The sequence below is a fragment of the Massilia cellulosiltytica genome (assembly GCF_047325105.1).
GTDB lineage: Bacteria > Pseudomonadota > Gammaproteobacteria > Burkholderiales > Burkholderiaceae_D > Telluria > Telluria orientalis.
On the sequence record NZ_CP168562.1, the window covers coordinates 1,970,721 to 1,995,860 of the forward strand.

The window sequence follows — 25,140 nt, forward strand, 5'->3', positions numbered from 1 at the left end:
ATCTCCGAGTTCGTAAAGTGTGTCTGTCAGCGATCAACGCGACGGACCGAAAGTCCTTCAATCCACTTTCAGGAGCAAAACATGAACTCGACCAACACCTTTCAAGACACGACTTCTCTCGTGGGCCGCGTGCTTCTCGCCACCATCTTTGTGGTGAGCGGTATCTCCAAGATCGCCGACCCGACGTCGACCATCAAGCTGCTGGCAGGTGTCGGCATGCCACTGCCCGAAGTCGCGTACGGCATCACGGTGCTGCTCGAAGTCGTTGGCGGGCTGTTTCTGATGTTCGGCTACCGCGTCCGGTTTCCTGCGTTGGCGCTGGCGCTGTTCAGCGTCGCCGCAGGGCTCCTGTTTCATGGCCAGTTCGGCGATCAGAACCAGTTCGCCCATCTGCTGAAAAATATCTCGATGGCTGGCGGCCTCCTTCACATTGCAGCGTTCGGGCCCGGCGCGCTGAGCGTCGGCCGAAAACCGGTCAACGTCGCGCCGAACCTGGCTTGAGCCGAACAATGCGGTCAGCGCCGGGACGAACTTGACGCAACGGCCTTGTTGGCGGATAACGTCGCTATCGGCGCCAATCAGGAACTGCCATGGTGAACGTCACGGCGGACGAGATCCGCAGCGGGTTGCGCAATAACGAGTTCATTCTCTACTACCAACCCAAGGCCTCGTTGATCACCAACCGTATCGTCGGCGCGGAAGCGCTCGTACGCTGGCGCCGGCCGGACGGGACGATTCTCTCGCCAGGCGCCTTCGTCCCGCTCGCCGAGCGGGAGCGCTTGATCAACCGGTTGACGCTCCAGTTGCTGCCCCAGCTCATCGGCGACCTGGTGGACCATGGGTTGGCCGACCAGCTCTGCGTCTCGTTCAACGTCAGCACGTGCGACCTCGAAGATCCCGTGCTGACGCACGCTATCCTCGATGCGATCCTCACGCAACGTTTGCCCCCGGCGGCGCTCGAACTGGAGATCACCGAGACACAGGCGTTGCAGAGCGGCCCGGAGGTCCTCGGCAATATCCGCGCATTGTCCGATGCCGGCATCGGGCTCGCGATGGATGATTACGGCATCGGTTATTCGAGCATGGATACGCTCAGCCAATGGCCGTTCACGACGATCAAGCTGGACCAGGGCATCGTCGAGCGCATGCTCGATTCGCCGAAAAATGCAACCATCGTCCGCTCCTCGATCCGGCTCGCCCACGAACTCGGGCTGGAAGTCGTCGCGGAGGGCGTCGAGACTGTTTCCCAGCACGACTTCCTCGTGGAAGCAGGCTGCCGCATCGCACAGGGCTTCCTGCTCAGCCGGCCCTTGCCGCTGGCCGAGTTCAAGGCCTTCTGTGCACACCCGTCGCACTGCCGCGGCTTGCCGGTGGGGCTGGTGCACATGGCGATCGTCGACCATGTGCAGTGGCGGCGCGAGATGGCAAGTTACGCGATCCAGCGCAGCAGCCTGCCGCCGGATTCGCCGCTGCGACAGACGAACACCTATCCGGCGCTCTGCCTGACCAAGTGCGCGCTTGGCAAGTGGTATGCGGGAGAAGGGCGCCATTTCGCCGACCTGCCGATGTTCCGCGACCTGGACGCGCCGCACCGTGGCTTGCACGACGTCGGCGCGCGCATCGTCGCCCGTATCCGGGCCGGGGCCGGGCCCGCCGAGATGGCGCCGCTCCTGCACGAACTCAAGCAAGTGTCGGTCACCCTGATCCGCATTCTCGAGGATCTGGAGGATAGCGGACTCGAAGCGTTGTTTCGCCTCCAGTCCCGCTCTGCCCATCATTAAAGCGGATACGGCACATAAAGAGAATCGATTTCCTCACGTCCTTCACCGACGCTACGCTGTGTCGACAATACGAATCATCAACGACACAAGGAGACGACAGTGGGAAATCGACTGCAGGAAAAGGTAGCCATTATCACGGGCATCGGCAGCGGCATGGGCCGCGCGGCGGCCTTGCTGTTCGCCAATGAAGGGGCGCACGTCGTCGGCTGCGACGTCAATGAGGCGGGCAGCCGCGAGACCATGGCGACGCTCGTCGCACGGGGCGGCAGCGGCGCCGCGCTGCACCCGTGCGACCCGTCCGAACCCGCGGATGCACAGGCGCTGATCGACTTCGCCATCGAGAAGTTCGGCCGCATCGACATCCTCTACAACAATGCCGCCGCGGTGCATTTCGCATCGATCGAGGACATGACGCACGAGATGTGGCGCGCCACGATGAAGGGTGAACTCGACATCGTGTTCAACGCTTGCAAGGCCGCCTGGCCGCACCTGAAGCGGCAGGGTGGCTCGATTATCAATTGCGGCTCCGTGTCGGGCAAGATCGCGTACGAGGTCCTGCCAGCGCTCGCACATGCGGCCGGCAAGGGCGGCGTAATCGCCATGACACATCAACTGGCGATGGAAGGTGGGCCGCATGGCATCCGGGCCAACTCCATTTCGCCGGGTCTCGTGCGCACGGGCGCTACCGAGGCGCTGATGGCCGACCCGCACTGGTTCGGGCCGATGAAGCGCAAGCTCATGCTGGACGGCGCGGTGGGTACGCCGGAAGATGTCGCGTACTGCGCGCTGTATCTGGCCAGCGACGAAGCGAAATGGGTCACCGGCGCTGATTTCGCCATCGATGGCGGCACCACGGCCTGGTGATTCAGGCGGCCAGCGTCTCCATCAGGTCGTCGAGGTGGCCGTCGCCGAACTCGCGCCGGATCAGCGTGCGGAGCCAGACCAGGCGCGGATCGTGGTGGAACTTGCGGTGCCAGTGCTGCTTCAGGTCATAGTCGGGCACGTCGAACGGGAGGCCGAGCAGGCGCAGGCCGTACCGCTCGGCGAACATGCCTGCCACGATGCGGGGCGCGACAGCGACCGCGTCCGACTGCGCGAGTACCGGCGGCACGCACAGGTAATGCGACGTGGTCAGGACGACGTTGCGGTCGATGCGGCCGCTGGCGAGCAGGGCGTCCAGCATTTCGCTGCTGCGGCTGCCATCCCCGACGACTATGTGGTCCGCCTGGCGGAATTCCTTCGCGGTCAGGCGAGGGCCTGCGAATGGATGCTTGTCGCGTACCACGCATACGAGGCTGTGCGAGAACAGGCGCTGCTGGTAGAAATCGGCGGAGACGAGGTCGGGGTAGAAGCCGAGCGCCAGGTCGATGCGCCCGTCCTGCAAGCCGTCGCGCAATTGGCCCGGCGCCGGCGACACGCAACGAATGCGCATGCCCGGCGCTTGCCTTTTCAGGGTTGCGAGCAGGCGGGGCAGGAAGACGAATTCGGCGATTGCCGTCATGCAGAAGGTGAACTCCCCGCCGGCGCGCAGCGGATCGAATTCGATGCCCGCCACGATGTCGCGGTCGATCGCGTCGAGCACTTCCCGGGTCCTGCCGATGATGGCATCCGTGCGCGGCGTGGGCGTCATGCCGGACGGCGTCCGGACGAACAGGGGATCGCCGAACGCATGGCGCAGCCGGGCAAGTGCTGCGCTCGCGGCAGGCTGGCTCACGTTCAGCAGGCCGGCCGCAGCCGAGAGGTTACGGGTGTCGTGGATCGCCACCAGCACGCGCAGCAGGTTCAGGTCGAGTTTCATAACGTGTCGATTCTACGGCCGGCCATCTCCCGCGATTACCGCCCCTCAGCGGAATACACCATTGAGGTAGACGCAATAGTCCTCATTGTTCCTGTGCCCGAAATAATGAATTGCGGACAGGATGATTTCTGGCGGCAGGGTTATTCCCGACAATGATCCCATCGACCAACGACGATGGGAAACCGCAATGACCACCTCCGCCCAACCGACCACGCGCTATCGTATCGCCACCGTGCTGGCGCACGGTCCAGTCGTCAAGGAATTCCGTCTGGTGCCAGTCGATGGCGCGGCCGTGCCGCCCTGGCAGCCGGGCGCGCACGTGGAACTGGTATTTGCCTCGCGGACCGGCATCCGGCATCGCAACGCCTATTCCATCGTCGGCGCCGCCGCCGGTGCGCTGCGCATCGCCGTGCAGCGCGAGGCGGGCGGCCGCGGGGGCTCGCGCACCCTGCACGACGAATTCGCACCCGGCATGGAGCTCGAGGTCGGCGCGCCGCGCGACGACTTCCGCTTGCAACCAGGCGTGCGGCGCACCATCCTGATCGCGGGCGGCATCGGCATCACCCCGATCGTGCCGATGGCGCACGCCCTGGACGCCGCGGGCGCCGCCTACGAACTGCATTACATCGCGAAGGACGCGGACCGCCTCGTGCTGCTCGACGACCTGCGCGGCCTGGCGGGCGCAATCCATACCCATGTCACCGGCAGCGGAGGACGGCCCGATCTCGACGTCCTGATCGGCCCGTACGAGGCCGGATGCGAACTGCATGCGTGCGGCCCGTCCGGGCTGCTGCAGGCGGTCGCCGAGCGGGCGGCCGCGCTGGGCTGGCCCCCGCGTCACGTGCGGTTCGAAAGCTTTGGCGCCCGCAACGGCGGCGCCGACCAGCCGGTGCGCGTCTACCTGCGCCAGTCCGACATGGTGCTGGACGTCGCGCCCGGCCAGTCGATCCTGGACGCGATGATCGCGGCCGACGTGTTCGTCTCGTACGAATGCCGGCGCGGCGAATGCGGCAACTGCTATGCCGGCGTGTTGTCCGGCGCACCCGTGCACCGCGACGTGTGCCTCACGGGGCCGCAGCGCGCGCAGGGCATGACCACCTGCGTGTCGTGGGCCAGCACGCCGGAACTCGAACTCGATCTTTGAAGCGCCATCCACCCACCGCCGTATCCACAAGGAGACCCACTATGTCGTCGACCACCGAAGTCCGCCCGCCGCTGCCGCCGTTCACACGCGAATCCGCGATCGAAAAAGTCCGTCTGGCCGAAGACGGCTGGAACACGCGCGACGCCGCCAGGGTCGCCCTGGCGTACAGCCTGGACACGCGCTGGCGCAACCGCGCCGAATTCGCCAACGGCCGCGACGAGGCGCGCGCCTTCCTCGAACGGAAGTGGAACAAGGAACTGGAGTACCGCCTCATCAAGGAGCTCTGGGCGTTCACGGACAACCGCATCGCCGTGCGCTATGCGTACGAGAGCCGGGATGATTCCGGCAACTGGTACCGCTCGTACGGCAACGAGAACTGGGAATTCGGCCCTGACGGCCTGATGGTACGCCGCTACGCCTGCATCAACGACATGCCGATCCGGGAAGCGGACCGCAAGTTCCGCTGGCCGCTCGGCCGCCGGCCCGACGACCATCCCGGCCTGTCCGACCTCGGTCTCTGACCCGCGTCCGCCCGCAACGCCCCGGCCTCATCCGCCGGGGCGTTGTCATTCGTGGAACGCGAAGACAATTCCTTCAAGGGCAATAATCAATTGCGTCTGACGCGGATTCTATTTGCCAGCCGAATCAGTGACACTGGAATTGCCGACACACCGAACCATCAACCTCACCCAAGGAGATCGACATGACCACGTTCCGTACCCGCCTGCCGCTGCTTGCCGCCTTGTTGTCCGTTGCGCTTGCTCATCCCGCCTACGCCGCCGCCTCGGCCGCCACGCCGACCAAGACGGCCCGCGCCGCCAATGCCGTGAGCTACCACACGGCCGACATCGACGGCGTCAAGGTGTTCTACCGCGAAGCCGGCCCGAAGGATGCGCCGACGGTGCTGCTCCTGCACGGCTTTCCGACGTCGTCACACATGTTCCGCAACCTGATCCCGCAGCTCGCTGACCGCTACCATGTCGTCGCGCCGGATTATCCCGGCTACGGCCAGAGCGACCAGCCGGCAATGGACAAGTTCGCGTACAGCTTCGACAACCTGGCCGCCGTCGTCGACAAGCTGACCGGCAAGCTGGGAATGACCAAATACGCGATGTACGTGCAGGACTACGGCGCACCGATCGGATTCCGCCTGGCCGCCGCACATCCGGAGCGCATCAGCGCCATCGTGGTCCAGAACGGCAACGCGTACGACGAAGGCATCGACAACCCGTTCTGGACGCCCCTGAAGGCCTACTGGGCCGACAAGAGCGAAGCCAACGCTGCCAAGCTGCGCCCGCTGTTCGAAGCCGACGCCACGCGCTGGCAGTACACCGAAGGCTTCCGCAACCCGGCGCTGCACGTCAGCCCTGACGCCTGGATCCTGGACCAGGCGTACATGGACCGTCCCGGCAACAAGGCGATCCAGCTCGAACTGTTCCACAGCTACGGCACGAACCCGCCGCTGTACCCTGGCTGGCAAGCGTACTTCCGCAAATACCAGCCGCCGATGCTGATCGTCTGGGGCAAGAACGACAAGATCTTCCCGGCCGCCGGCGCCACCCCTTATCTGCGCGACCTGCCGAAGGCGGAGCTGCACCTGCTCGACACCGGCCACTTCGCGCTGGAAGAGGACGGGGACGAGATTGCCCGCCTGGTGCGCGATTTCCTCAACCGCAAAGTCAAACGCTGAGCCGTCCGCCGGGCTTCCGCCGCGGAGCCCGGCCTGTAATTCCCCACCAGTCCGCCTACACGGCACCTCGACATCTTTCTCGGACAGCAGATCTTCCGGTTGCGCATACGGTTCGATGAACGCTGTCGTCGGTTCGATCGCGAATTCCCTGCATGCATTGACACTCGGCTCGCAATACGCCACGGCGAGCGCCACGTCGACGCGCCAGCGGGCGAACCGGTATAAGACCGTGCCGGCCGGGGTTCCCGCCGGCGCGGTCGCATCCTGGAGCAGGCCGCGCCTGTCGCGGAGCGTGGCGCCCATCGCGTGCGCCGACAGGTCCTTGCCGATTCGCGCCTGTCAAATCAGTGCGATATAAGAAAAGGTGCCCTTGCCAGATGCGGTACTGAAGGCCAGGCGCTCTATTGTCGCCGGCGTCAACGCGACCCGTTCCGGCGGCGAGGCTATCGCCAAGACGGCCGCCGGACGCGCGTGGAGCAGGACTGGGATATAAGACGCGGCGGAGCCGTTTCATCTCGGCGGTGTACGGGCGTTGAATGCCGGGGCAAACAAAGGGAGGGAAGTGCGGAGGCGGGGAAGCTCCGGCGCCGGCCGGAGCTGGAGGGGGCGAATCAACGGGCAGCGGCCGCCGGCAGCTTGCGCATGAACGCGCGCGTGATGGCCGCTACGTCGTCGAGCTTCGTGTCCATCACGAAGTGGCCGCCGTCCAGCACGTGCACCTCGGCGGACGGCAGGTCGCGCCGGAACGCGTGCGCGCCCGGCTCGATGAATGCCGGGTCGTACTTGCCCCACACGACCAGCGTGGGCAGCTGGTGCTGCTTCAGCCAGGCCTGCCACTGCGGGTACGCGGCCAGGTTGTTCTGGTAATCGTAGATCAGGTCAGCCTGGATGCGCGCCTGGCCCGGACGGTTCAGGTAGGCCACTTCGTCCATCCACAGGTCGGGATCGTACGCTTCGACGTTCGGATCCGTACCGATATGGCGGGCCCGCGTCACGGCCACGGACTGGTGCGCCGCGACCACGTCCTTTTCATGCGCGGCACGGTCGGCCCAGAACGGCTTGCGCTTCGCCCACATCGCGCCAAGCCCTTCCTCGTAGACGTTCCCGTTCTGGAAGATCATGGCCTGCACGGCCTGCGGACGGGTGACCGCCATGCGCATGCCGACCGGGGCGCCATAGTCCTGCATCACCAGCACGTAGCGGTTCACGCCGACGGCGTCCGTGAACTTCTGCATGACCTGGGCCAGCCGGTCGAAGGTGTACGTGTAGGTGGCCGCATCCGGCGCATCGCTGTTGCCGAAGCCCGGATAGTCGGGCGCGACGAGATGGTACTCGTCGCCCAGCCTGCGCATCAGGCCATCGTACATGCGCGACGAGCTCGGGACGCCGTGCAGCAGCAAGATGGTGGGCTTGTCCGCCCGGCCGGCTTCGCGGTAGGCGATATTGACGCCGTCCACGTTGACGGTGCGGTAGGCGATGGGTGCGGCCTGGGCGGCGCCGGCGGCGGCGAGGGCAATTGCGGCAAGTGCTTTCATGAAGGCTCCTGAAGTTGGTCCGCTCAGCGGACGGGCGGATTGAACGGCGAGGCGTCGAGGTATTCCCAGGCCATCGCCTGCGGCGTGTCGCGCAGGATCCAGCGCTCGACCTTGAATTCCCAGAAGCGGCCCGTGCCGCCTGTTTCGTTGGCGGGATCGTCCTGGTTCCACAACACGGTCGCCCGCCCGGTTAGCTGGAGGAGGTGCCCGTGCTCGAAGTCCGGAATGCAGACACCGGCGCGGCTGTCCACCTTGAAGTTGCCGAACGTGTTGAACAGGCTGTTCCCGGCGTAGTCCGGAATGCGCAGCGTGGTCTCATCGACGAGTTTCACGAAGCCCGGCTGACCGCCGCGATGGGACGCGTCGGCGCCGCTGGCCGCGTGGTGGCTGGCGACGAACAGGGTGTCGGCACGGCGGACGATCTGCTCGACGGCACCACGCAGGACCGTCCCTTCGGCGGCCTGCACGGGCAGGCGCGGCTCGCCCAGCTGCCGCAGTTCGCGGCGCTGGATGTACTTGGGACAGTTCGGGTACGCCTCGCGGATTGCCACCTCCACGCCGCGCGCGTCCAGCCGCTGCACGGTGCCGTTGACGCGGTAGCGTCGCCGCGAGCCGAGCTCGATGAACAGCATGCCGACGTCGGGATTGGCTTCCAGGTTGGCCCATACGGGGTCGGCGAGGTCGCGCTCCTTGAGCGGCACGTTGATCTCGATCGAGGTGCCGTCGGGCGTGTGCAGGAAGCCCGGCTTGCCGAACACGACGGAGGACCACACCGTGCCTTCGGCGTCGATACTGCCCAGGACGACCATGAACTGCTTGGCGATGAACGGGCGCGCGCCGCCGATGACGGTCTGCGTGAGCACCGCGATGTTGCGGTCCGCGATCGCGGTTTCCTCGGCCGATGCCTGGACGGCGCGCTCGCCTTCGTGGAATTTGTCGTTCATGGTTGCTCCTGTTCGTTCGTGGATGGTTGCGGATGCGATTGCAGGCGCCCGCAGTCGGCGATCGCGCCAGGGGACTGATGCAGGTGGCGGTTGATGCCGACCTGGCCGATCACTTCCGCGATGTCGGAGGCGCGGTAGCCCACCTCGGCCATGCCGTCGACGTCGAGGGCGGACGGCGCATCGGGTACGTCGAGCAGCGTGCGCACGAAAGCCAGGCACGCGGTGCCTTTCGCATCGTGGCTCGTGCCCGCTTCGTTCGCCGCCATTTCGGCGCCGTTCATACCCGCCGCGCGCCCGCAGAGCCGCAGGGACCCCGCCTCGAACACGCCCTGGCCGCGCCGGGCGAGGTACAGCGCGATGCGGATCCGCGTCTGCGGGTCGAGCGTGCCGCCTTGCGCCAGGTCGTAGAGACGGACGGCGGCAGGCGGTATGAAAGTTTTATTCGCATTCATGATGGTTATCCCGTCGCATTTATTGCTGATGCCTCCATTTTGCGAAATAATGCGGGCGACCGGAATGCACGCGTCACGCAAGTCACTCTTTCGCCTGGAGAAACAAGTGGACCAGATACACCTGATGAATGTTTTCGTGGCGGTCGGCGAAGAAGAAGGCTTTGCGGCCGCCGCGCGGCGCCTCGACCTGTCACCCGCCGCGGTGACACGCGCGATCGCGGGCCTCGAAGAGCAGCTGGGTGTGAAACTGCTGCTGCGTACCACGCGCAACGTGCGGCTGACGGAAGCGGGGCGCCGGTACCTGGACGACACGCGCAGCATCCTGGCCAGCATCCAGGAAGCCAACGAGGCGGCGGCCGGCGTCAACTCGGCGCCCAAGGGCAACCTGTCCGTGACCGCTTCCGTCCTGTTCGGCAAGACGTTCGTGATGTCGTGCATCGTCCGCTTCCTGAACGAGTACCCGGATGTCGACGTGACCGCGCTGTTCCTCGACCGGATCGTGAATCTGGTCGACGAAGGCATCGACGTCGCCGTCCGCATCGGCCACCTGCCGGATTCCAGCCTGAAGGCGCTGCGCGTGGGCCACGTGCGGCGCGTGTTGTGCGCTTCGCCCGACTATCTCGCGCGTCACTCGGTGCCTCAACATCCGGCGGACCTGCTGCGCCATACGGTGATCGCAGCAAGCGGCATCTCGCCCCGCGTGGAATGGAAGTTCGGCGCGGTCGACGACCCGACGATGGTGCGGCTCAAGCCCCGGCTGACCGTGACGAGCAACGACGCCGCGATCGAAGCGACGACGAACGGCCTGGGCATCTGCCGCCTGCTGTCGTACCAGATCGCCGACGAACTGACGGCGGGGCGCCTGAAGATCATCCTGTCCGATTATGAAGAGGCACCGTGGCCGGTGCACCTGGTACACCGCGAGAGCAAGTTCGGCTCGTCGAAGGTGCGTAACTTCATCGACATGCTCGCGGAAGAGTTGCGTGCGCATCCCCATCTGAATTGATGACGTAATTTCTTTTGGCGAAACAATATATTGCTTTGAGCACGGTTTATCTCGCGATCGTAAATGCCTAGACTGGCCTCATCCGCTGCACGATGCGGCGGTAACGAAACGATCAACCCGACCTTGTGGAGAGCAATCATGAAAGCAGCCATCATCATCCTGTCCGATCCGAAAGCCGGCGAAGAAGCGCTGGGCCGCATGTTCAACGGCCTGGCCGCCGCCTATGACTTCAAGCAGAAGGACACCGAAGTCGGCATCTATTTCCAGGGCACGGGCACCCGCTGGCCTGGCGTGCTGGCGGACACGGCCCACCCGATCCACGCGCTGTACAAGGCCGTGGAAGACCGGGTGGTGGGGGTGTCGTGCGGCTGTGCGGACGTGTTCGGCGCCCGTGAGGAAGTGGAAAAGGCGGGCTTCGACCTGATCACCGACAATAGCGTGCCGGGCACGTCCGGCCTGCCCAGCATCGCGCAGATCGCGGCCGACGGCTACACGGTCTTCACGTTCTGAGCCGTCGCCAGGGCGCCATCAGGCAGGCCGCCTCGCCGTGCATGTGCGGCAGCGTCGTGCGCGTGTGGATCGCCGGCCTCGGCGAACTGCAGGCGCCGATCCAGTAGCGCGCTACGCCACGGCTGCCGGCGCGCAGTCGAGGCAGTCCGCCAGCGGCGGCGCCGGCAGGTCCAGCGCCGCCTTCAGTTCGCGCAGCGCCGTGCGCACGCCTTCCTCGACCACCGGGTGGTAGAACGGACTGTCCAGCATCTGCTGCACCGTCAATCCGTGCTGGACCGCCCACGCCAGCAGGTGGCCGATGTGCTCGGCCGCCGGTCCGATCATCTCGGCGCCGAGGAAGCGCCCGCTGTCCGCCTCGCCGTACACGCGCACGATGCCCAGGTTGCGGCCCATGACGCGGCTGCGGCCCTGGTCGTCGAAGCTGGCGCTGCCCACCGCGAATCGCGCGCCTCGTGCGCGCAGCTGGGCGTGGGTCTCTCCGGCAAGCGCGATCTGCGGGTCGCTGAATACGACCGTCAGCGGCGCGCGGCGCGGGCGCACCACCTGGTCGGGATAACGGCCGGCGTTGTCGCCCGCGATGCGGCCTTCGTCCGACGCCTCGTGCAGCAGCGCGACCTCGTCCGACGCGTCGCCCGCGATGAACACGTGCGAGCGGCCCACTCTCCTGGTATGGCGTCCGGCCTGCGGCATACCGCGGTGGTCGAGCGGGATGCCGGCCCGGTCCAGGTCCAGGCCGTCGAGCGCGGGCACGCGGCCCGTGGCCGCCAGCACGTAATCGAATGACTCCTCGCGCCGCGTGCCGTCCTCCGTCCAGCGCAGCACGACGCCGTCGCCGCTGCGCGCCGGGACGAGGTCGTGGGCATCGAGCGACGCGTCGAGCGCCCCGGCAACGATCGCGCGCGCCTTCGCCGCGACGTCCGGATCGGTGAGTGGTCCCACACGGCCGCTCCGGCCGAACAGGCGCACGCGCACGCCCAGCCGCGCCAGTGCCAGCGACAGTTCCAACCCGATCACGCCAGTGCCGACGACCGCGACCGACGCCGGCAGGTCGGTCCACGCGAAGACATCGTCGTTGATCACGAGCCGGTCGCCCAGCGTCTCGCGCCAGCCGGCCGGCACGTGCGGCCGCGAGCCGGTCGCGATGACAATGCGGCCTGCCGTCACGCGGGTGTGGCCGCCGACGTCCAGTTCGTGCGGCGCGAGGAAGCGCGCGTGGCCGCGCAGGCGGTGCGTTTCCGGCCAGGCTTCCACCGCTTCCACGACGAACCCGACGAAGCGGTCGCGTTCCGCGCGCACCCGGCGCATCACGGCCACGCCGTCGATCGCGGGCGGTGCGGTCACGACGCCGAATCGGCCGGCCGTGGCGACGGCATGCGCGGCGTCTGCCGCTGCGATCAAGAGCTTGCTCGGCATGCAGCCCACGCGCGCGCAGGTGGTGCCGTACGCGCCGCCTTCGATCACGACGATGCGGTCCGTGTGGGCGCGCGCGGCGCGGTAGGCGCTCATGCCGGCGCTGCCTGCGCCGATGATGGCGACGTCGACGTTCAGGTGGTTCATGGTGTCCTCCTTGCGATGGCGATTCAGGCGGCGGCCGGCGTCCAGGCGTAGGCCGCGAGTTCCGGATTGAGTGATGTGCCGGCGAGATTGTTGGCGAAATTGCACAGTGTGGCCAGGCTCACGCCCAGCACGACGTCGAGTGCAGCCGCCTCCGTGAAGCCGGCGTCGAGGAAGGCGCGCAGCGCGTCCGCGCCGACGGCACCCCGTTGCGCGATCACCGCGCGCGTGAAGCGGGCGACGGCATCCAGGCGGATATCCGGCACGGGCGCCAGTGCGCGCAGCGCCGCCACGACATCGGCATCGAGACGGGCTTTCGTGACGACCGCGGTGTGGCCGGCAACGCAGAAGCCGCAGCCATGCACGGCCGCCGCCGTGATCTGCACGGTCTCGCGTTCGGCCAGCGTCAGGCTGGTGCGCCCATTAAGGGCGCCGACGGTGTAGTAGGCCTCGATGGCGGCCGGCGAATTCGCCAGTACGGCGACGAGGTTCGGCAGGAACCCGTTATTGGCGAGTGCGCGCTCGACGTGGGCGCGGCTCGCCTCCGGGGCGGTGGAAAGCGTGTGTTGGGTCAGTAGCGACATGATGGCTCCTCGGTGAATATGCATGGACACATTCTGGGCGCCGCCGGGCATGACCGCCATGCCCGGGTGCCGCAACGTTTTGCCCGATCGTCTCAGGAGAGGCGCCAGCACCCGTCGAACTGCCGACCTTCCCGGTCAAGCGGCATTCGCACGAGCGGTATCACGAGGACACGTCGAACCGCTGGCTGCGGCAGGTGGTGGCGATGTCGTTTACTGAAGGCGCGCGCAGTTGGCAGGGGCTCCCGGTCTTGCGGCCGGCTTGACGTCATCTTGTATGGCCGACATGTAGGACATTTTGTCCTCATGTATGGAAATTGCTTTCAAGTAGTCTGCATTCATACGTAGTCCCGAACTCATGCGCCGGCGCCGGATCACGACGCGACCTGGCACTGAGTCTTCATTTCACGTTCGTCCATGTCAAGGAGTTCGTATGAACGCGCATGCAATCACTTCTTCCGCCTCCCAGGGCAGCGTCGGCAGTTATGCGGCACGCCTGTGTCTGTCGTTTCTGCTGATCCTGGTCCCGTTCGGCGCGGTCATGGCCGGCATCGTACCGAGCGAATTGTCCCGGCCCGCCATAGTCGTACTGTGCGTGGGCCAGGTACTGGTGCAAATCGTCTGGTCTCTGCACCCCGGCACTCGCAAGGACCAGCGCGAGAACACCGCGAATTTCGTCTGCACCGGCCTGGTGATCGCAATCATGGTCGCGGGTTACTTCAGGTAACGGATAACGCAAACACCAACCTTTGGCGCATGGCGTCGCAACATAGGCGGCATCCCTGCTCGACTGAGCATGTTGGGTGGACATACCACCTTACAAGCACGGCAAACTGCAGAGCCAAAACGGCCTGCAAAGCCGTCTAGAAGGGTTCGACTCCCGTCCTCGCCTCCAGCACATCTGTAGATCAGCGCATTGGCGCTGATCTACGTCAGCAATCGATTCCATCTACAAGTTTGCTTGGCCTTGCTGTTGACCCAGCGAGCTCAGAAATATTTGTCGATCAGCGTTTTTGCGCGGCTCACCGAATATTTCGTGAAACGCTGATTTCCCTTGCTCGCTACTCACCAGTGTTTGTCCTACACCATAACAGGCACAACGCTCTTTGCTGCGATGCAGCATGGCGCGACAATCCAGGCATGTCTTGGGAGCCGAATATGCTAAACACAATGCTGGACGCCTGGTCGAATCTGACCCAACCGCCGTGGATCGGCGCGCCCGCCGTGCCGGAAGCACCTGACTTTGTTGTACGGCACTTCGACAGTGTGATGGGATCGCTGCGGTACAAGCTGTTCGTCCCCGCCGGGTGTACGGGTGAGCCATTGCCGCTGGTGGTGATGCTGCATGGAGGCAGCCAGGATGCCGACGATTTCGCACTCGGTACCGGTATGAATGCATTGGCGGAAGAATACGGTTGTGCCGTGCTCTACCCCGAACAGTCATCCCGCGCCAACTGGAGCCTGTGCTGGAACTGGTTCGAGCCGCGCCATCACCGTCGTGACCAGGGTGAACCGGGCCTGATCGCGGCGCTCACGCGCGAGGTGATCGATGAGCACGCGATCGATGCATCACGGGTGTACGTCGCCGGCCTGTCCGCCGGCGGGGCGATGGCGGTGATACTGGGCAGGACCTATCCCGAACTGTTCGCCGCGATCGGTTGCCATTCAGGCCTGGCGCACGGGAGCGCGACGGACAGCTACAGTGCAATGCAGGCAATGCGGGGCGGCATCGATGCGGAAGCCCTGGCCCATGCGGGGCCTGCGGACAGTGGACCCATCATCGTGTTTCACGGCGACGCCGACTGCACGGTCCACCCGAACAATGGGACGACTATTGTGCGGCAGTTTCTCGACAACGCCGTGGTAGTGTCGGTAGCGACGGAGACCGGCAGCACGCGTGGGCGCGCATACGAGCGGCAGGTGCATCGCGGTGCGGACGGGCGTGTCGTGGTCGAACACTGGACCATCAAGGGCGGCCGCCATGCATGGTCGGGCGGCACGGGGCGCGGCAGCTACAGCGATGAAAGCGGTCCCAATGCCAGCCTGGAATTGCTCCGTTTTTTCCTCGATCCGGCCTGAGAGTCTGGACGCCAGGCCGCCGGAGGCCGGCAAAGTCAGTTGCAGCACCGTCGATGCGTCCACGTGGGAAAAGTAAAGGACAGGGTTACCTTATCCGGGATACCGAGAAACCACTTCCTTCTCGCGGCAAATCAACGTATCGGCGTCGCGGGCATTGCCGGCATGTCGAATTCGATGATCCTGTGACGGTCGACGGTACGTCGGCGGCCGGCAAGGCGCATCGGTTTCCCGTGGACCGTGACCACGAGCGTACGTGGCCATGCCTCGGCGGGAACCCGGAGCCGGGCCGGCCTGGTGGCGGTGTACAGCCAGCGGCCGTCCGCGCGCCACAGTGCCGCCGCGGTGCCGTCCGTCGCGGCGGACAGCGTGTGGCCGAAGGCTGACAGTTCGCGTCCGTGGCCGAGGAACAGGTAGTCGAGTTGACCATCACGTTCGGCCACGATGGCATAGCGGCCGAGCGCAAACAGGCCGTCGTGCCGGAAGCGCGCATGCTCGCCATCGCCCGAGATAATTGTCTGGCGGCGTCGGCCTGACGCCGTCACACGCAATGCGATTGCGTGGATACCGTCGATCTGCTCGACATTCACAAGATTGGTGGCCGTGCCGGCGCCAGGCTCGAACACCGCGCTGAATGGCCGTTCCCAGGCTGCGCCGTGCTGCCGGACCACCAGGGTCGGCAGGGGAGCACGTTCGATCTCGCGCGGCAGCATGCCGGACGACCATGCGGTCGACGGCGGCGCCATCACCGAAAAAAACTCGCGCCCGGGAGCGTCCTGGAGCCACGCCGTCATCGTTACGGCTCGGTCGGGAAGCCGGAGGTCGAAGCGCGCGCGCAGAGGTCCGTGCGGAGAGACCGACTTGCGATCCCGCCAGTAGTCGTAGCCGATCAAGTCGCCGTCGGCGAAGCTCAGGCGCTCGGAAGGTGTCGTGGGAAGCGGCGCGCCGTCGGCGCCGACGAAATTCAGCGACTGTCCGAGGTTATGGTAGATGTAGTCGTGGTAGCGGTCCTTGCCGTTCCTGCGACGTGAACGGAAGATGTCGACGAAGTAGCCATTGTCCTGGTCGAGACGAACGATGCCGAGCGTGCGGGCCTGGTCGGCATCGGTTTCGGGCTCGAGGAATCCGACGTCGCTGAACGTAGCCCAGGGAAAGGCGGCGGACGCAGGGCTTGCCGGCGCGGGGTAGGCGGCATGCAGGGTGAGCGGATGATTGCTCTTCATCGAGGGATAGGCCGACAGCCCGTCCACCACGACCGTGTTATGCGCGGGGAACTGCGAGTAGTACTCCAGGTGGTCGTTCTGCAGGTAGCCCGACCCGCGTCCGCTCTCGGGCGCCAGGCTGAGGCCATGCGCATACAGCTCCATCGCGATGCCGTTGGCATGCGCGTGATTGCCGTTCGAGCCGGCCTGGGAAATGACCAGTGCCTTGTCGCGCGCGTCCGGCCGGTCGTAGCCGCTGCGCTGGATGAGCCAGCTCGCGTTCGGTGCGTAGAATGTCGGGGTCTGGTAGGCAGCCACGCCGGGGCCACCCGTACGGGCGGGAAGGACCGCTCGCGGCGTGGCGTCGAGACCCTCCAGCAGGGCGTGGACATCGTCCCGGTGCATGGGACTGTCGCTGCCGCGCAGCGCATCCAGCAACCCGGCGTACTCCTCCGCCGCCCCGATCCGGCCATGGCGTAACGCATGCGCCTGCAGCCGTTCGATCATGCCCGTGCGCGGCGTCTCGTAGCGGGTGTCGCCGAAGCCGACCGTGCGGCCGTTCGGCAGCAGATACTGGGGCAGGGCGCGCGCGGCGTGCGGCAACACGGGCAGGTCGGGCAAGGCATCGATGTCGAATACCTTGTCGAGCAGATCGACGCATTCCATGAAGTCATTCGCGACGTTCATCGAGTATCCAGGCGACTCGTTCCAGATGCCGGTCCCCGTGTCATAGCCATGGTCGAGCAGGCGGCGCAACGACCATTGGCGCGCGCCGCTTCCTTCGAGGACGCTGCGCACGTAATGTTCGCGACCGCGCCGGTCCGCGTAGCGTTCGTCGGGGTCGAGGATGGCGGCGATGTGCAGGACGAAGCGCGCTTCGATCAGGTCCCAGTTATTCCAGGGGACGCCGTTGGCAATGATCAGGTCGGCCCATTTCCTGAACGCGTCGTCGTACAGGGTGCGCTTCGCGCCGGCACGTTGTGCGATGTAGTCGTGCATGAAGTCGTAGGTCTCCGTCAGCGGACCCACGATATCTTCATGAATGACTTCGAACGATTGCAGGCCGACCAGGGTCTGGTCGTGGCCGCCGTTCAGGTCGACCGGCGTTTCGCGGTACGCGATGCCGCTCACATAGGTATCGAAGATGTCGTAGGCGAAGCGCGCATACGCCTCGTCGCCGGTCACCCAGTACAGGAAGGCGGCATCGCGCGCCAGTTCGGCGATACGCAGGTTGATCGACTCGATGATGCGGCCGCTCTTGGCCTGGGCGACCCACTCCCATGGCTGGCCACGCGCGTCCTTGTTCTGGAGCCAGAGGAGGTCGCGTTCGCCCATGTAGGGCTTGACGTCTTCCAGCCTGGGTGTGAAGTACTGGCTGTTGGCGTCGCGGGTTCCGGTGAAGCGCACCGTCGGTACCGGTGCCTCGCCGTCGGCGTGGTCGTACACACCGTTCCTCACGTAGATACGCGTGCTGCGCGCCTGCCAGTACATCTGCAGGCGCGAGACGATCCAGGCGGGATCGGTACGGTGCCGCTCGATGTAAGGCTGCAGACGCGTCCGGATGGCGTCGTAGGCGTGCGCTGCGGCCGGATCGTGCCGCAGCCGGGCGTCGAGGGCCATCCGGCCCGTATCCGCCCGGACCAGCAGGCGCGGATGGTCGGGGGCGGTGGGTTGCGCCGCCGTCGTGGCGCCGCAGGTGCACACGGAGGCGATGGCCAGGACCATCGGCCGGACGTGTGCGCGAAAAGGAAACGGGTGTGATGTCATATCGGTGTCGTTCAGCGGAAGCGGATATCCGTCACATGGGGGCCGACCTGCAGCAGGTCGGGATCCGGTCCGGTGAGTTTGCGGCCTCCGATGCGGACATTGTCGAGCGTGATGCCGCGCACGGCGCGCGCGTCGTCGTAGCCGAGGATGGTCGACGGTCCGGCCACGCCCTTGCCGGAATAGCTGACGTTGCGCAGCGTGACGCCGGCGATGCCGCCGCCCGGACTGAGGCTGAACCGGTCGTCGCCGATGACGGCGAAGTTGAACAGCTTCCCTTCGATCATGTGGTCGACCCGGATGTCCTCGAACAGGATGTTGCGCACGACGGTGGAATTGTTCGCGTTGATGGCCATGACGCCCTGGAAGCGCGGCTGCGTCTCGTTGATCTCCAGGACGTCGATGTTCCTGAAGACGACATCCTCGGTGACCTCGGGCTGGTCCTTGTCGCCGAACAGCCCCATGTACATCGCGTGCGCCACGTCGGCCCAGCAGGTGGAATTCTCGACGCGGATGCGGCGCACGTCGCCGCGCAGGTCCCAGCGCCGGTTGTACAGGGCGAAGCAATCGTCGGCCACGCGCAGGAATACGCGGTCGATCGCGACGTCCTGGCACGAATAGATGTCGATGCCGTCCGCCCAGGGGCCGGCGCTGAAGGCCTTGACGTCGACGATGCTCACGCCGCTGGACTGCATGCAGCCGAGCGACACGCCGGGCGGATTGATGATGGTGACGCCTTCGATGCGGATATTGCGCGAATCGCGGATGCCGATCGCGGCCGAGCCGTCGATGTGCGCCGCCGGCGAGTTGTCGTGGTCGGCGCTATTGGTCATGCGGACGTCGCCGCCGGGCCGCTCGATCAGTCCGTGGCCCTTGATCGTCACGTCGTGCACCTTGTCGAGCGAGATGCCGGCGTCGAGCACGGCGGCGCCGTCGATCAGTACGGTCTGTCCCGACTGGAAGCTGAAGACCTTCGCGTTACCGGGCGGCCGGTGGACCCCGGGGCCGAACACGACGACGCCGGGCGCACCGGCTTTGGGGCTGGACTCGATGGCGCCGGCAAAGACGTGCAGGTTACGGTGTTTGTCGCCGTCGAATTCCACCGAAAAGTTGGCGGGCCGGTCGAGCGTGACATACACGGTGTCGTCCGCGACGCGTGGCTGCAGGCCGAGCGAGGCGGGACGTACGGCCACCTTCGAAAAGCCGGCGTAGCTTCTCTGGATCGCCAGCTCGACCTTGCCCTGGAAATCGAAGCGCACGAGCGTCGCGCTGTGCGGGTCGTTCCAGTCGACGTCGACCCGGTGCTCGTACAGGTCCTGCCAGGCCCCGGACGGGGTGCGCACGCGCACGACGAACTCGGGATTGCGGTGCGTATCGCGCACGGCATCGCCCGGATGATAGCGGACCGGACGTGGATAGTCGTAGGTCTTCAGTTCAGCGGCCGCGGCCCCGTGCAGGGCCGAAGTGGCCAGCAGTGCCAGCGCGCAGGCGTATCGTTGCAAGTATCGGTTCATGGAAGTCATCCGGTTCAGCGAGGTCCGCTGCCAGCGTACAGCACGACGGTGGAACGGGGCCCGACCTTCAGCGTTTCTCCGGCTGCCACCGCGCGGCGCGCGACGAGTTCGCGCATGGCGGTGCCCGCAGGCACCGTCACATCGAACGATTTGCCGGTGGTCGTGTTCATCGCAATGATGAAGGGGCCGTAGCGCAGGGTATAGAATTCGGCCTTGCCCGCATACGGCGACGCATCGCCATAATGGGTCGGGACGTCGTCTGGGTAGCGCGCGATCGGCAGCGTCTCTCCCACGGTAGCGCCGGTTCCGTCGGGATAGGCGAACTTGCCGAATTTCGGGTCGGAGCCGCCGAGGGTGTCTTCCGGACGCGTCCAGGTGTGGCCGCTCGGGTCGACGACGGTCTGTTCATGGACCACGGCCATGCGGTCCATGACCGGCGTGATGTAGTGGATGCGCGCCAGGCCGTTGACGGCATTGAGCGCGCGCCAGTACAGGGAGGCGTACAGGATCTCGTCGCCAGCCTTCACGGCCACGACGCCGTCCTCCTCGTCGCTGAATACGAAGTCGGGCTGGCCGGCGCTCATCGGCAGCTTCTGTCCGGTGCGCGGTAGTTTCATGAGCGCTTCGTACTGGCCGGGCACGGGCAACAGGCCGGCGGTGACGCGCAGGGAACCGGCGCTGTTCATCTGCCCCACGACAGACTGGAAGAACTGGTTGTCCTCGAACATCTGCTGGGTGTAGGCGACCAGGGCGGAATCGCGGGTCATGGCCGCGACCTCGAGTACCGAGGCGTCCCAGCTCGGCCGTTGCGCATAGACGACGTCGCCGGGATACTTGACGTCGCGCCAGCCGACCACGGATTCGAGTGCCATCGCACGGTAGCCATCGGCATCCGTCAGCGGGTACCGGAACGGGGCGCGGGCATGAGCGATCTTCAGGAGCTGGGCCAGGATCTTCGGGTCGCCCGGTTGACCCGCGTGCGGACGCGTGGCCTCGTACATCGCGGCCAGCCAGTCCAGCACTTCACCGTAATTGCCGACATAGCCCAACTCCCGGGTCAGTCCCTTGGCGGTGACCTGGTAATAATGCTGCCCGAGTCGGTAGGCGCCCTTGTCCGTGCCGTCGGGACCGCCCGCGCCGTAGCGGTGGCCGCCGCCGGGCAGGTCGTCGCCGCGCCAGGGCTCCAGGCCGGCGGCCTCGTACAGGTAGCGCCGCGCGTCCTGCTCGGGCATGGCCCTGGCCGGCGCGAGCATGGCGATGCCGCGGTTGGCGAGGTAGATGCCATAGGTGTCGACGATCATCGACTGGTTGGTGTAGTAGCGGCGATGCGTGCGCTGCCAGTCGCGCACACCTGCCAGCATCTCGACCCAGGCGTCGCGGCGGACGATCGTGCCGCCTTTCGGATCGGCGATGCGTTCGTCGAGGGACGGCTTGACGAGCTCCTCGCGCAGCATCAACGCCCAGGCGGCCTGGCCGAGACCGAACCAGCCCGGATTGTAGGTCGAGGGGTCGCGGATCACCTTCTGCATGTCGGCTCGGTACAGGACGAAATAATCGTCCATGGCGCGTACGAGTTTCCTGCCGATGGCCGGATTGCCGTACGCATGCGTCCACGCCACGTCATGGGCGTTCGCAAGGAATAACATCTCGGGCTGGCGCAACGGGCGGTCCGCCGCCAGCAGGTCGTCGACCGTTCGGCCGACACGGTCCTTGAGCGCCGCGAGCACCTCCGCGCCGGGCGCCGGCCGGACTTTCGGTGCGGGTGCGCCGCCTTTTCGCTCGAGCGGGCCCGCGGGCACGAAGGGATCGGTGTGGACCGTCAGTGCGTACATGCCGCGCGCCGGCGCCACCATCGGCTTCTGGAACTGCTCGAACGTCAGACCGTAGGGCCAGATCGCGCCGGTACTGTCGATGCGGCAGGCGAGGTTGTCCTTGCCCCGCGTGAGCGAGAGGGGCAGGGGGGACGTATTGTGGAAAAAGCGGCCGGCCGCCATCGGGGCCACGCTGCCGATGTCGAGCAGGTCGGTGTCGCCCAGGTGGCGTGTGCCGATCTGCTTGCCGTCGCAGGACAGGATGAGCCGGTTGTGGTTTTCCTCACCGCCCCATAGCGTCAGCGTTGCGTAGTTCTGCGCTTTCGGGTCGACGGCGATGTCGAACGACACCGATCCGCCGCGCCAGTTCTTGTCGCCGGGCGGAAGCAGGCGGCGGGCCGGTGCGCCCATGGCGCCGGGGAAGACGTCGCTGTGCTGTGCGCTCAGGCCGTGCGCGCGCTCGGAGACGCTGTCGCCGAAGCGCAGCACGTCCGCGTGTGCGGACAGCGCGTCGGCAAGCAGTATGGCGAGCAAAGCGCCCCGTTGGAGAGAACGGCAGGCACGTCGGCGTGGCTGCTGTTGAACGATTCGTTTCATCATGTTGAGCCTCGAACGGCAGGCGTTCGCGAAATAGTTGTGGATGAGGCGGCGCACCCGCCGCTGCGGCGGGTGAACGTGGCGGCGCTCAGAACTGCAGGGTCGCGCTGAAGAAGAACGAGCGCGGCGCGTTGGTCTGGACCGTGGTCAGCGCGTTCGGATACTGCGCGATGAACTGGTCGAGCGTGACACCGGTCGGCAGGCTGCCCAGCACACCGATCTGTGTCGCGTTGCGGTCGTTGAACACGTTGTTGACGTTGAAGTCGAAGCGCAGCTTGTCGCCGTAGTTGTAGTACAGGCCGATATCCGACACCCGGTTCGGGGGCAGGTAAGCCAGTGCCGCCGTCGTGGTGGGACGCTTGCCGATATAGCGGAAGCGGTAATAGCCGCCGTAGTGGTCGAAGTCGGCGTTCAGCGTGCCGTTGTAGACGACCTTCGCCGCGCGTTCCTGCGGGCCGGACGTATAGACCGGGGTGTCGGGCGTGGGCGCAACGCCGGCCGCGCACGCCCTCAACACGCCGCCGCAACCAGCCGCCCAGGCGGCAGAGCGCAGCGCCTTGCCTTCATTGAGCGTCAGGATATTGTGCATGCCGAGCCAGCGCGCGATCCGGAACCGGTTGTCGAACTCGATACCGTAGGAGCGGAAGTGGCTGTAGATCAGCGGCCGGGTGTACGGCGTCACGCCATCGGCCAGCGTGCCGTAGCTCGTCACGCCGACCTTGTCGATGTCGACGAAGTACGGCGTCGCTTCGATGCTGAAGCCCTTGGTCCGGTAGGTGTAGCCGATCTCGGCCTGCTTGATGACGGGCAGGATGTTCGGATCGGTGGCGTCAACCTTCCACTGGGCATCGTAGTTGTTCCAGTAGCCGTCGCCGTTCTTGTGGCCGAGCGTATAGCGGACGTGGACGATCTGCTTGCTGCTGAAGCTGTAGCTTACCGCGCCCGTGTACTGGAAATAGTGGACATTCTTGTTGAAGGTTACGGGCTCGGCCGGCACGACCGCGTACAGGTTGTCGTAGATGGTCAACGGGTTGCCGTCGAGCCCGCCGAAGGACCGGCTCGTGGCGTTCGGGTTGGTCACGTAGCGGTAATTCTTGCCGTGGAAATTGTAGTGGGTGTAGCGCGCGCCGAAATCGAGCAGCCACTTGTCCTTTTCCCAGGTCAGGCCCAGCAGCGGCGACACTTCGCGGGTATGCACGTCGTCGTACAGGCTGCCCACGCTGTTGCCGCCCGGGCCGCCGACTGCGCCGAACCCTTGCGGATTGGTCAGCTGGTAGGTGACCGGTGTCGCTGCCTGCGTGGTGAAGGTCACGTCGAATGGATCGGGTGAATTTTGCAGCGGCATGACGCCCTGGCCACCGTTGAGCGAATCACGGACGAAGTGAATCCAGGCCAGGTAAGCGCCGGCGGTCACGTTCAGCGCCGAGGCATCGGCCAGCCTGATCGATTTGTTGGCCGTGAACAGGTCGACGATGTCCGTGCTGCGCATCCGGTTGTTGATCGCGGACACGCCCAGTGTCAGGTTACTGTTCGCGATCGGGGAATTGCCGTTGATCGTGCTGTTCGGGAGCAGATTCGGCGTGGTCGACTGGAGGCAGAGGCTGCCGCACGCCGCGCCGGTGCCTGTGCTGGCCGCGGTGCGCTGGTTGACGCGGGCGATGACCTGGCCAGTGGCCCGGTCGATGAACGTATAGTAGCCGGGCGTGCTGTTCAGGCCTGCAAGCGTGGCGCCAAGATTATTGGTCACGGTCGAGTTGGTGATCGACTGGTAGCTGATCCCTTCCGCCTCGTTGTGGTGGACCTCGTTGACCTGGTAGCGCATGTTGTTGCCGAGTTTCCAGCCATTGCCGAAATCATGGTCCCACTTCAGCCCGAGCGCACGTCCTTTGTTCCGTGCGAACTGGCTCGGATCCCAGTAGTCCGTCCGGCCATTCAGGCCCGACGGAATGGCGTGCGCCAGGTCGCCGGTCGGGATGAAATTGGCGGTCTGGCCGAACGGCGTGTCGAACGTGATCGGGCCGAAGCCGTGCGCGAGGGGGCGCACGATGTCGAGGTAGCCGGTGTGGTCGTCCAGCAGTTTCACGGACAACAGAAGGCTGCCGTTGCCCATGTCGGTCCGATAGAGCTTCTTGACGTTTGCCTTGATCTGGCCGCCGCGGTTGGGCGCATAGGCGATGTCGCGGTAGCCATAGCTGCGGCGGTAATCGCCGCCGACCGACCAGCCGAGCGTGCCATCCGCGCTGCGCGCCCCGTAATAGAAGTCGTACTTCTGGTAGAGGTTGCCGGGATGGTCCTTGTTCTCGACGCCGAGGCGGGCGCCGATCATGCCGCCCGGATTGTCCAGGCCGTTTTTCGAGAGGTAGTTGAACAGGCCCGCCGGCGCGTTCGGGCCGGTGACGGCCGCGGAACCGCCACGTACCGCCTGCACGGTCCTCGTGGTGGCGTCCACGCGCAAGAACATGTCGGGCGAGAAGTTCGAGAACAATCCGCCTACGACAGGCAGGCCATCTTCCATCAGGGCGTTCCAGTAATAGCCTACGGTGCCCGCGCTGGTGCCGTTGGAGATGCCGCGGGTGTACACGGTATTGCGGCTTTCACCGGCGTCCGACGTCACCACCACGCCCGGAATCTCGGTCAGCAAGTCGGCCGCACTGACGGGCGCCACTGCGCGTATCCGCTCTTCGTCGAGTGTGGTGACCGAAATCGCGGCCTTGTCGGCGGTGGTATCGTGCAGGACGCCGGTAACTACGACGACCTGTGCAGGATCCGCGTCCGCCTTGCCAGAGGCTGGCGCCATCGTGGTTTGCGCGAAGGCCGTAGAACCGAGGACGAGCAGGCCGGCACCGGCCTGCCATGCAAGAACGGCCGGGTGACGGCGTTTAAGTTTCAGTTTCAAGGTAGTCTCCTGATTCTCGATCGCCTCCGGGGCGACAATTAGTTATCGATAACATTAATTGCGGAAAAAATACCCGCATTCGCGAGGTATCGATAACATATCAGCTTTGATGCGCCAGCGTCAAGCGTTGTTGTCTGCGGTGCCGTCACTGAAGAATGCCTTCACAACACGGATGTCCGGAGGCTCGTAATAGATCCTAGGCTTCTTCCCTTTCTTCCCTTTCTTCCCTATCCGTGCGGGACTGCCGGCCAGGATTGGACTGGTGTACCTGACGTTGCTGAAGTT

The 25,140-nt window shown here is 65.7% G+C and carries 20 protein-coding genes; 10 read left to right on the forward strand and 10 right to left on the reverse strand.

The window, feature by feature from the left end:
• Positions 1-81 precede the first annotated feature (81 nt).
• The 3 genes from ACEN9H_RS08865 (at position 82) to ACEN9H_RS08875 (ending at position 2,645) form a co-directional block, all read left to right on the forward strand.
• Entirely contained in the window at positions 82-501 is a 420-nt protein-coding gene (locus ACEN9H_RS08865) for a DoxX family protein (protein ID WP_413674457.1), read from the forward strand.
• Positions 502-590: 89 nt separating this feature from the next.
• On the forward strand, positions 591-1,781 hold the full coding sequence (locus ACEN9H_RS08870; protein ID WP_413674458.1) for an EAL domain-containing protein: 1,191 nt from the start codon (positions 591-593) through the stop codon (positions 1,779-1,781).
• Between the two features lie 99 nt (positions 1,782-1,880).
• Positions 1,881-2,645 (forward strand): SDR family NAD(P)-dependent oxidoreductase, encoded by a 765-nt coding sequence (locus ACEN9H_RS08875; RefSeq protein WP_413674459.1) that lies wholly within the window; start codon positions 1,881-1,883, stop codon positions 2,643-2,645.
• A 1-nt stretch (position 2,646) separates the two neighbouring features.
• On the opposite strand, the gene ACEN9H_RS08880 is transcribed toward ACEN9H_RS08875, so the two are convergent.
• Positions 2,647-3,579: a LysR family transcriptional regulator gene (locus ACEN9H_RS08880; protein ID WP_413674460.1), complete on the reverse strand. Its 933-nt coding sequence runs from the start codon at positions 3,577-3,579 to the stop codon at positions 2,647-2,649.
• 187 nt (positions 3,580-3,766) lie between these two features.
• On the opposite strand from ACEN9H_RS08880, the gene ACEN9H_RS08885 reads away from it, so the two are divergent.
• The 3 genes from ACEN9H_RS08885 to ACEN9H_RS08895 all read left to right on the forward strand — a co-directional run bounded on the left by ACEN9H_RS08885 (position 3,767) and on the right by ACEN9H_RS08895 (position 6,413).
• A complete protein-coding gene (locus ACEN9H_RS08885; RefSeq protein ID WP_413674461.1) occupies positions 3,767-4,723 on the forward strand; it encodes a PDR/VanB family oxidoreductase in 957 nt (318 codons plus the stop codon).
• Between the two features lie 41 nt (positions 4,724-4,764).
• Entirely contained in the window at positions 4,765-5,244 is a 480-nt protein-coding gene (locus ACEN9H_RS08890) for a DUF1348 family protein (RefSeq protein ID WP_413674462.1), read from the forward strand.
• 182 nt (positions 5,245-5,426) lie between these two features.
• Complete coding sequence (locus ACEN9H_RS08895; RefSeq protein WP_413674463.1) at positions 5,427-6,413, forward strand: alpha/beta fold hydrolase; 987 nt, start codon at positions 5,427-5,429, stop codon at positions 6,411-6,413.
• Between the two features lie 611 nt (positions 6,414-7,024).
• Here ACEN9H_RS08895 and ACEN9H_RS08900 read toward each other — a convergent pair.
• Genes ACEN9H_RS08900 through ACEN9H_RS08910 form a run of 3 tightly spaced genes read right to left on the reverse strand, consistent with a single transcriptional unit; the run spans position 7,025 to position 9,344 of the window.
• Positions 7,025-7,948, reverse strand: a complete 924-nt coding sequence (locus ACEN9H_RS08900) for an alpha/beta fold hydrolase (RefSeq protein WP_413674464.1) — start codon at positions 7,946-7,948, stop codon at positions 7,025-7,027.
• A gap of 23 nt (positions 7,949-7,971) precedes the next feature.
• On the reverse strand, positions 7,972-8,892 hold the full coding sequence (locus ACEN9H_RS08905) for a pyridoxamine 5'-phosphate oxidase family protein (RefSeq protein WP_413674465.1): 921 nt from the start codon (positions 8,890-8,892) through the stop codon (positions 7,972-7,974).
• Entirely contained in the window at positions 8,889-9,344 is a 456-nt protein-coding gene (locus tag ACEN9H_RS08910) for a hypothetical protein (RefSeq protein ID WP_413674466.1), read from the reverse strand. Before ACEN9H_RS08910 ends, ACEN9H_RS08905 begins: the two co-directional genes overlap by 4 nt.
• A gap of 106 nt (positions 9,345-9,450) precedes the next feature.
• Between ACEN9H_RS08910 and ACEN9H_RS08915 the strand changes: the two genes are divergently transcribed.
• Entirely contained in the window at positions 9,451-10,350 is a 900-nt protein-coding gene (locus tag ACEN9H_RS08915; RefSeq protein ID WP_413674467.1) for a LysR family transcriptional regulator, read from the forward strand.
• A 138-nt stretch (positions 10,351-10,488) separates the two neighbouring features.
• Positions 10,489-10,860: a DsrE family protein gene (locus ACEN9H_RS08920; RefSeq protein WP_056330894.1), complete on the forward strand. Its 372-nt coding sequence runs from the start codon at positions 10,489-10,491 to the stop codon at positions 10,858-10,860.
• Positions 10,861-10,971: 111 nt separating this feature from the next.
• Here ACEN9H_RS08920 and ACEN9H_RS08925 read toward each other — a convergent pair whose 3' ends face one another.
• A complete protein-coding gene (locus tag ACEN9H_RS08925; RefSeq protein WP_413674468.1) occupies positions 10,972-12,417 on the reverse strand; it encodes a dihydrolipoyl dehydrogenase in 1,446 nt (481 codons plus the stop codon).
• Between the two features lie 23 nt (positions 12,418-12,440).
• Entirely contained in the window at positions 12,441-12,998 is a 558-nt protein-coding gene (locus tag ACEN9H_RS08930; protein ID WP_413674469.1) for a carboxymuconolactone decarboxylase family protein, read from the reverse strand.
• Positions 12,999-13,428: 430 nt separating this feature from the next.
• Between ACEN9H_RS08930 and ACEN9H_RS08935 the strand changes: the two genes are divergently transcribed.
• A complete protein-coding gene (locus ACEN9H_RS08935; RefSeq protein WP_413674470.1) occupies positions 13,429-13,722 on the forward strand; it encodes a cytochrome o ubiquinol/quinol oxidase subunit IV in 294 nt (97 codons plus the stop codon).
• A gap of 443 nt (positions 13,723-14,165) precedes the next feature.
• Positions 14,166-15,074, forward strand: coding sequence for an alpha/beta hydrolase family esterase (locus tag ACEN9H_RS08940; RefSeq protein ID WP_413674471.1), 909 nt, complete (start codon positions 14,166-14,168; stop codon positions 15,072-15,074).
• A 131-nt stretch (positions 15,075-15,205) separates the two neighbouring features.
• Here ACEN9H_RS08940 and ACEN9H_RS08945 read toward each other — a convergent pair whose 3' ends face one another.
• The 4 genes from ACEN9H_RS08945 to ACEN9H_RS08960 all read right to left on the reverse strand — a co-directional run bounded on the left by ACEN9H_RS08945 (position 15,206) and on the right by ACEN9H_RS08960 (position 24,855).
• Positions 15,206-18,040: a heparinase II/III family protein gene (locus tag ACEN9H_RS08945; RefSeq protein ID WP_413674472.1), complete on the reverse strand. Its 2,835-nt coding sequence runs from the start codon at positions 18,038-18,040 to the stop codon at positions 15,206-15,208.
• An 11-nt stretch (positions 18,041-18,051) separates the two neighbouring features.
• Positions 18,052-19,551: a glycosyl hydrolase family 28 protein gene (locus ACEN9H_RS08950; RefSeq protein WP_413674473.1), complete on the reverse strand. Its 1,500-nt coding sequence runs from the start codon at positions 19,549-19,551 to the stop codon at positions 18,052-18,054.
• 14 nt (positions 19,552-19,565) lie between these two features.
• Positions 19,566-21,896 (reverse strand): hypothetical protein, encoded by a 2,331-nt coding sequence (locus tag ACEN9H_RS08955; protein ID WP_413674474.1) that lies wholly within the window; start codon positions 21,894-21,896, stop codon positions 19,566-19,568.
• A gap of 151 nt (positions 21,897-22,047) precedes the next feature.
• Entirely contained in the window at positions 22,048-24,855 is a 2,808-nt protein-coding gene (locus ACEN9H_RS08960; protein ID WP_413674475.1) for a TonB-dependent receptor domain-containing protein, read from the reverse strand.
• Positions 24,856-25,140 lie beyond the last annotated feature (285 nt).

Bases quoted from the DNA above. Each gene is read 5' to 3' on its own strand.
- ACEN9H_RS08865 (WP_413674457.1), top strand. From the start codon at position 82: ATGAACTCGACCAACACCTTTCAAGACACGACTTCTCTCGTGGGCCGC.
- ACEN9H_RS08870 (WP_413674458.1), top strand. From the start codon at position 591: ATGGTGAACGTCACGGCGGACGAGATCCGCAGCGGGTTGCGCAATAAC.
- ACEN9H_RS08880 (WP_413674460.1), bottom strand. From the start codon at position 3,579: ATGAAACTCGACCTGAACCTGCTGCGCGTGCTGGTGGCGATCCACGAC.
- ACEN9H_RS08885 (WP_413674461.1), top strand. From the start codon at position 3,767: ATGACCACCTCCGCCCAACCGACCACGCGCTATCGTATCGCCACCGTG.
- ACEN9H_RS08890 (WP_413674462.1), top strand. From the start codon at position 4,765: ATGTCGTCGACCACCGAAGTCCGCCCGCCGCTGCCGCCGTTCACACGC.
- ACEN9H_RS08895 (WP_413674463.1), top strand. From the start codon at position 5,427: ATGACCACGTTCCGTACCCGCCTGCCGCTGCTTGCCGCCTTGTTGTCC.
- ACEN9H_RS08900 (WP_413674464.1), bottom strand. From the start codon at position 7,948: ATGAAAGCACTTGCCGCAATTGCCCTCGCCGCCGCCGGCGCCGCCCAG.
- ACEN9H_RS08905 (WP_413674465.1), bottom strand. From the start codon at position 8,892: ATGAACGACAAATTCCACGAAGGCGAGCGCGCCGTCCAGGCATCGGCC.
- ACEN9H_RS08910 (WP_413674466.1), bottom strand. From the start codon at position 9,344: ATGAATGCGAATAAAACTTTCATACCGCCTGCCGCCGTCCGTCTCTAC.
- ACEN9H_RS08920 (WP_056330894.1), top strand. From the start codon at position 10,489: ATGAAAGCAGCCATCATCATCCTGTCCGATCCGAAAGCCGGCGAAGAA.
- ACEN9H_RS08925 (WP_413674468.1), bottom strand. From the start codon at position 12,417: ATGAACCACCTGAACGTCGACGTCGCCATCATCGGCGCAGGCAGCGCC.
- ACEN9H_RS08930 (WP_413674469.1), bottom strand. From the start codon at position 12,998: ATGTCGCTACTGACCCAACACACGCTTTCCACCGCCCCGGAGGCGAGC.
- ACEN9H_RS08935 (WP_413674470.1), top strand. From the start codon at position 13,429: ATGAACGCGCATGCAATCACTTCTTCCGCCTCCCAGGGCAGCGTCGGC.
- ACEN9H_RS08940 (WP_413674471.1), top strand. From the start codon at position 14,166: ATGCTGGACGCCTGGTCGAATCTGACCCAACCGCCGTGGATCGGCGCG.
- ACEN9H_RS08945 (WP_413674472.1), bottom strand. From the start codon at position 18,040: ATGACATCACACCCGTTTCCTTTTCGCGCACACGTCCGGCCGATGGTC.
- ACEN9H_RS08950 (WP_413674473.1), bottom strand. From the start codon at position 19,551: ATGAACCGATACTTGCAACGATACGCCTGCGCGCTGGCACTGCTGGCC.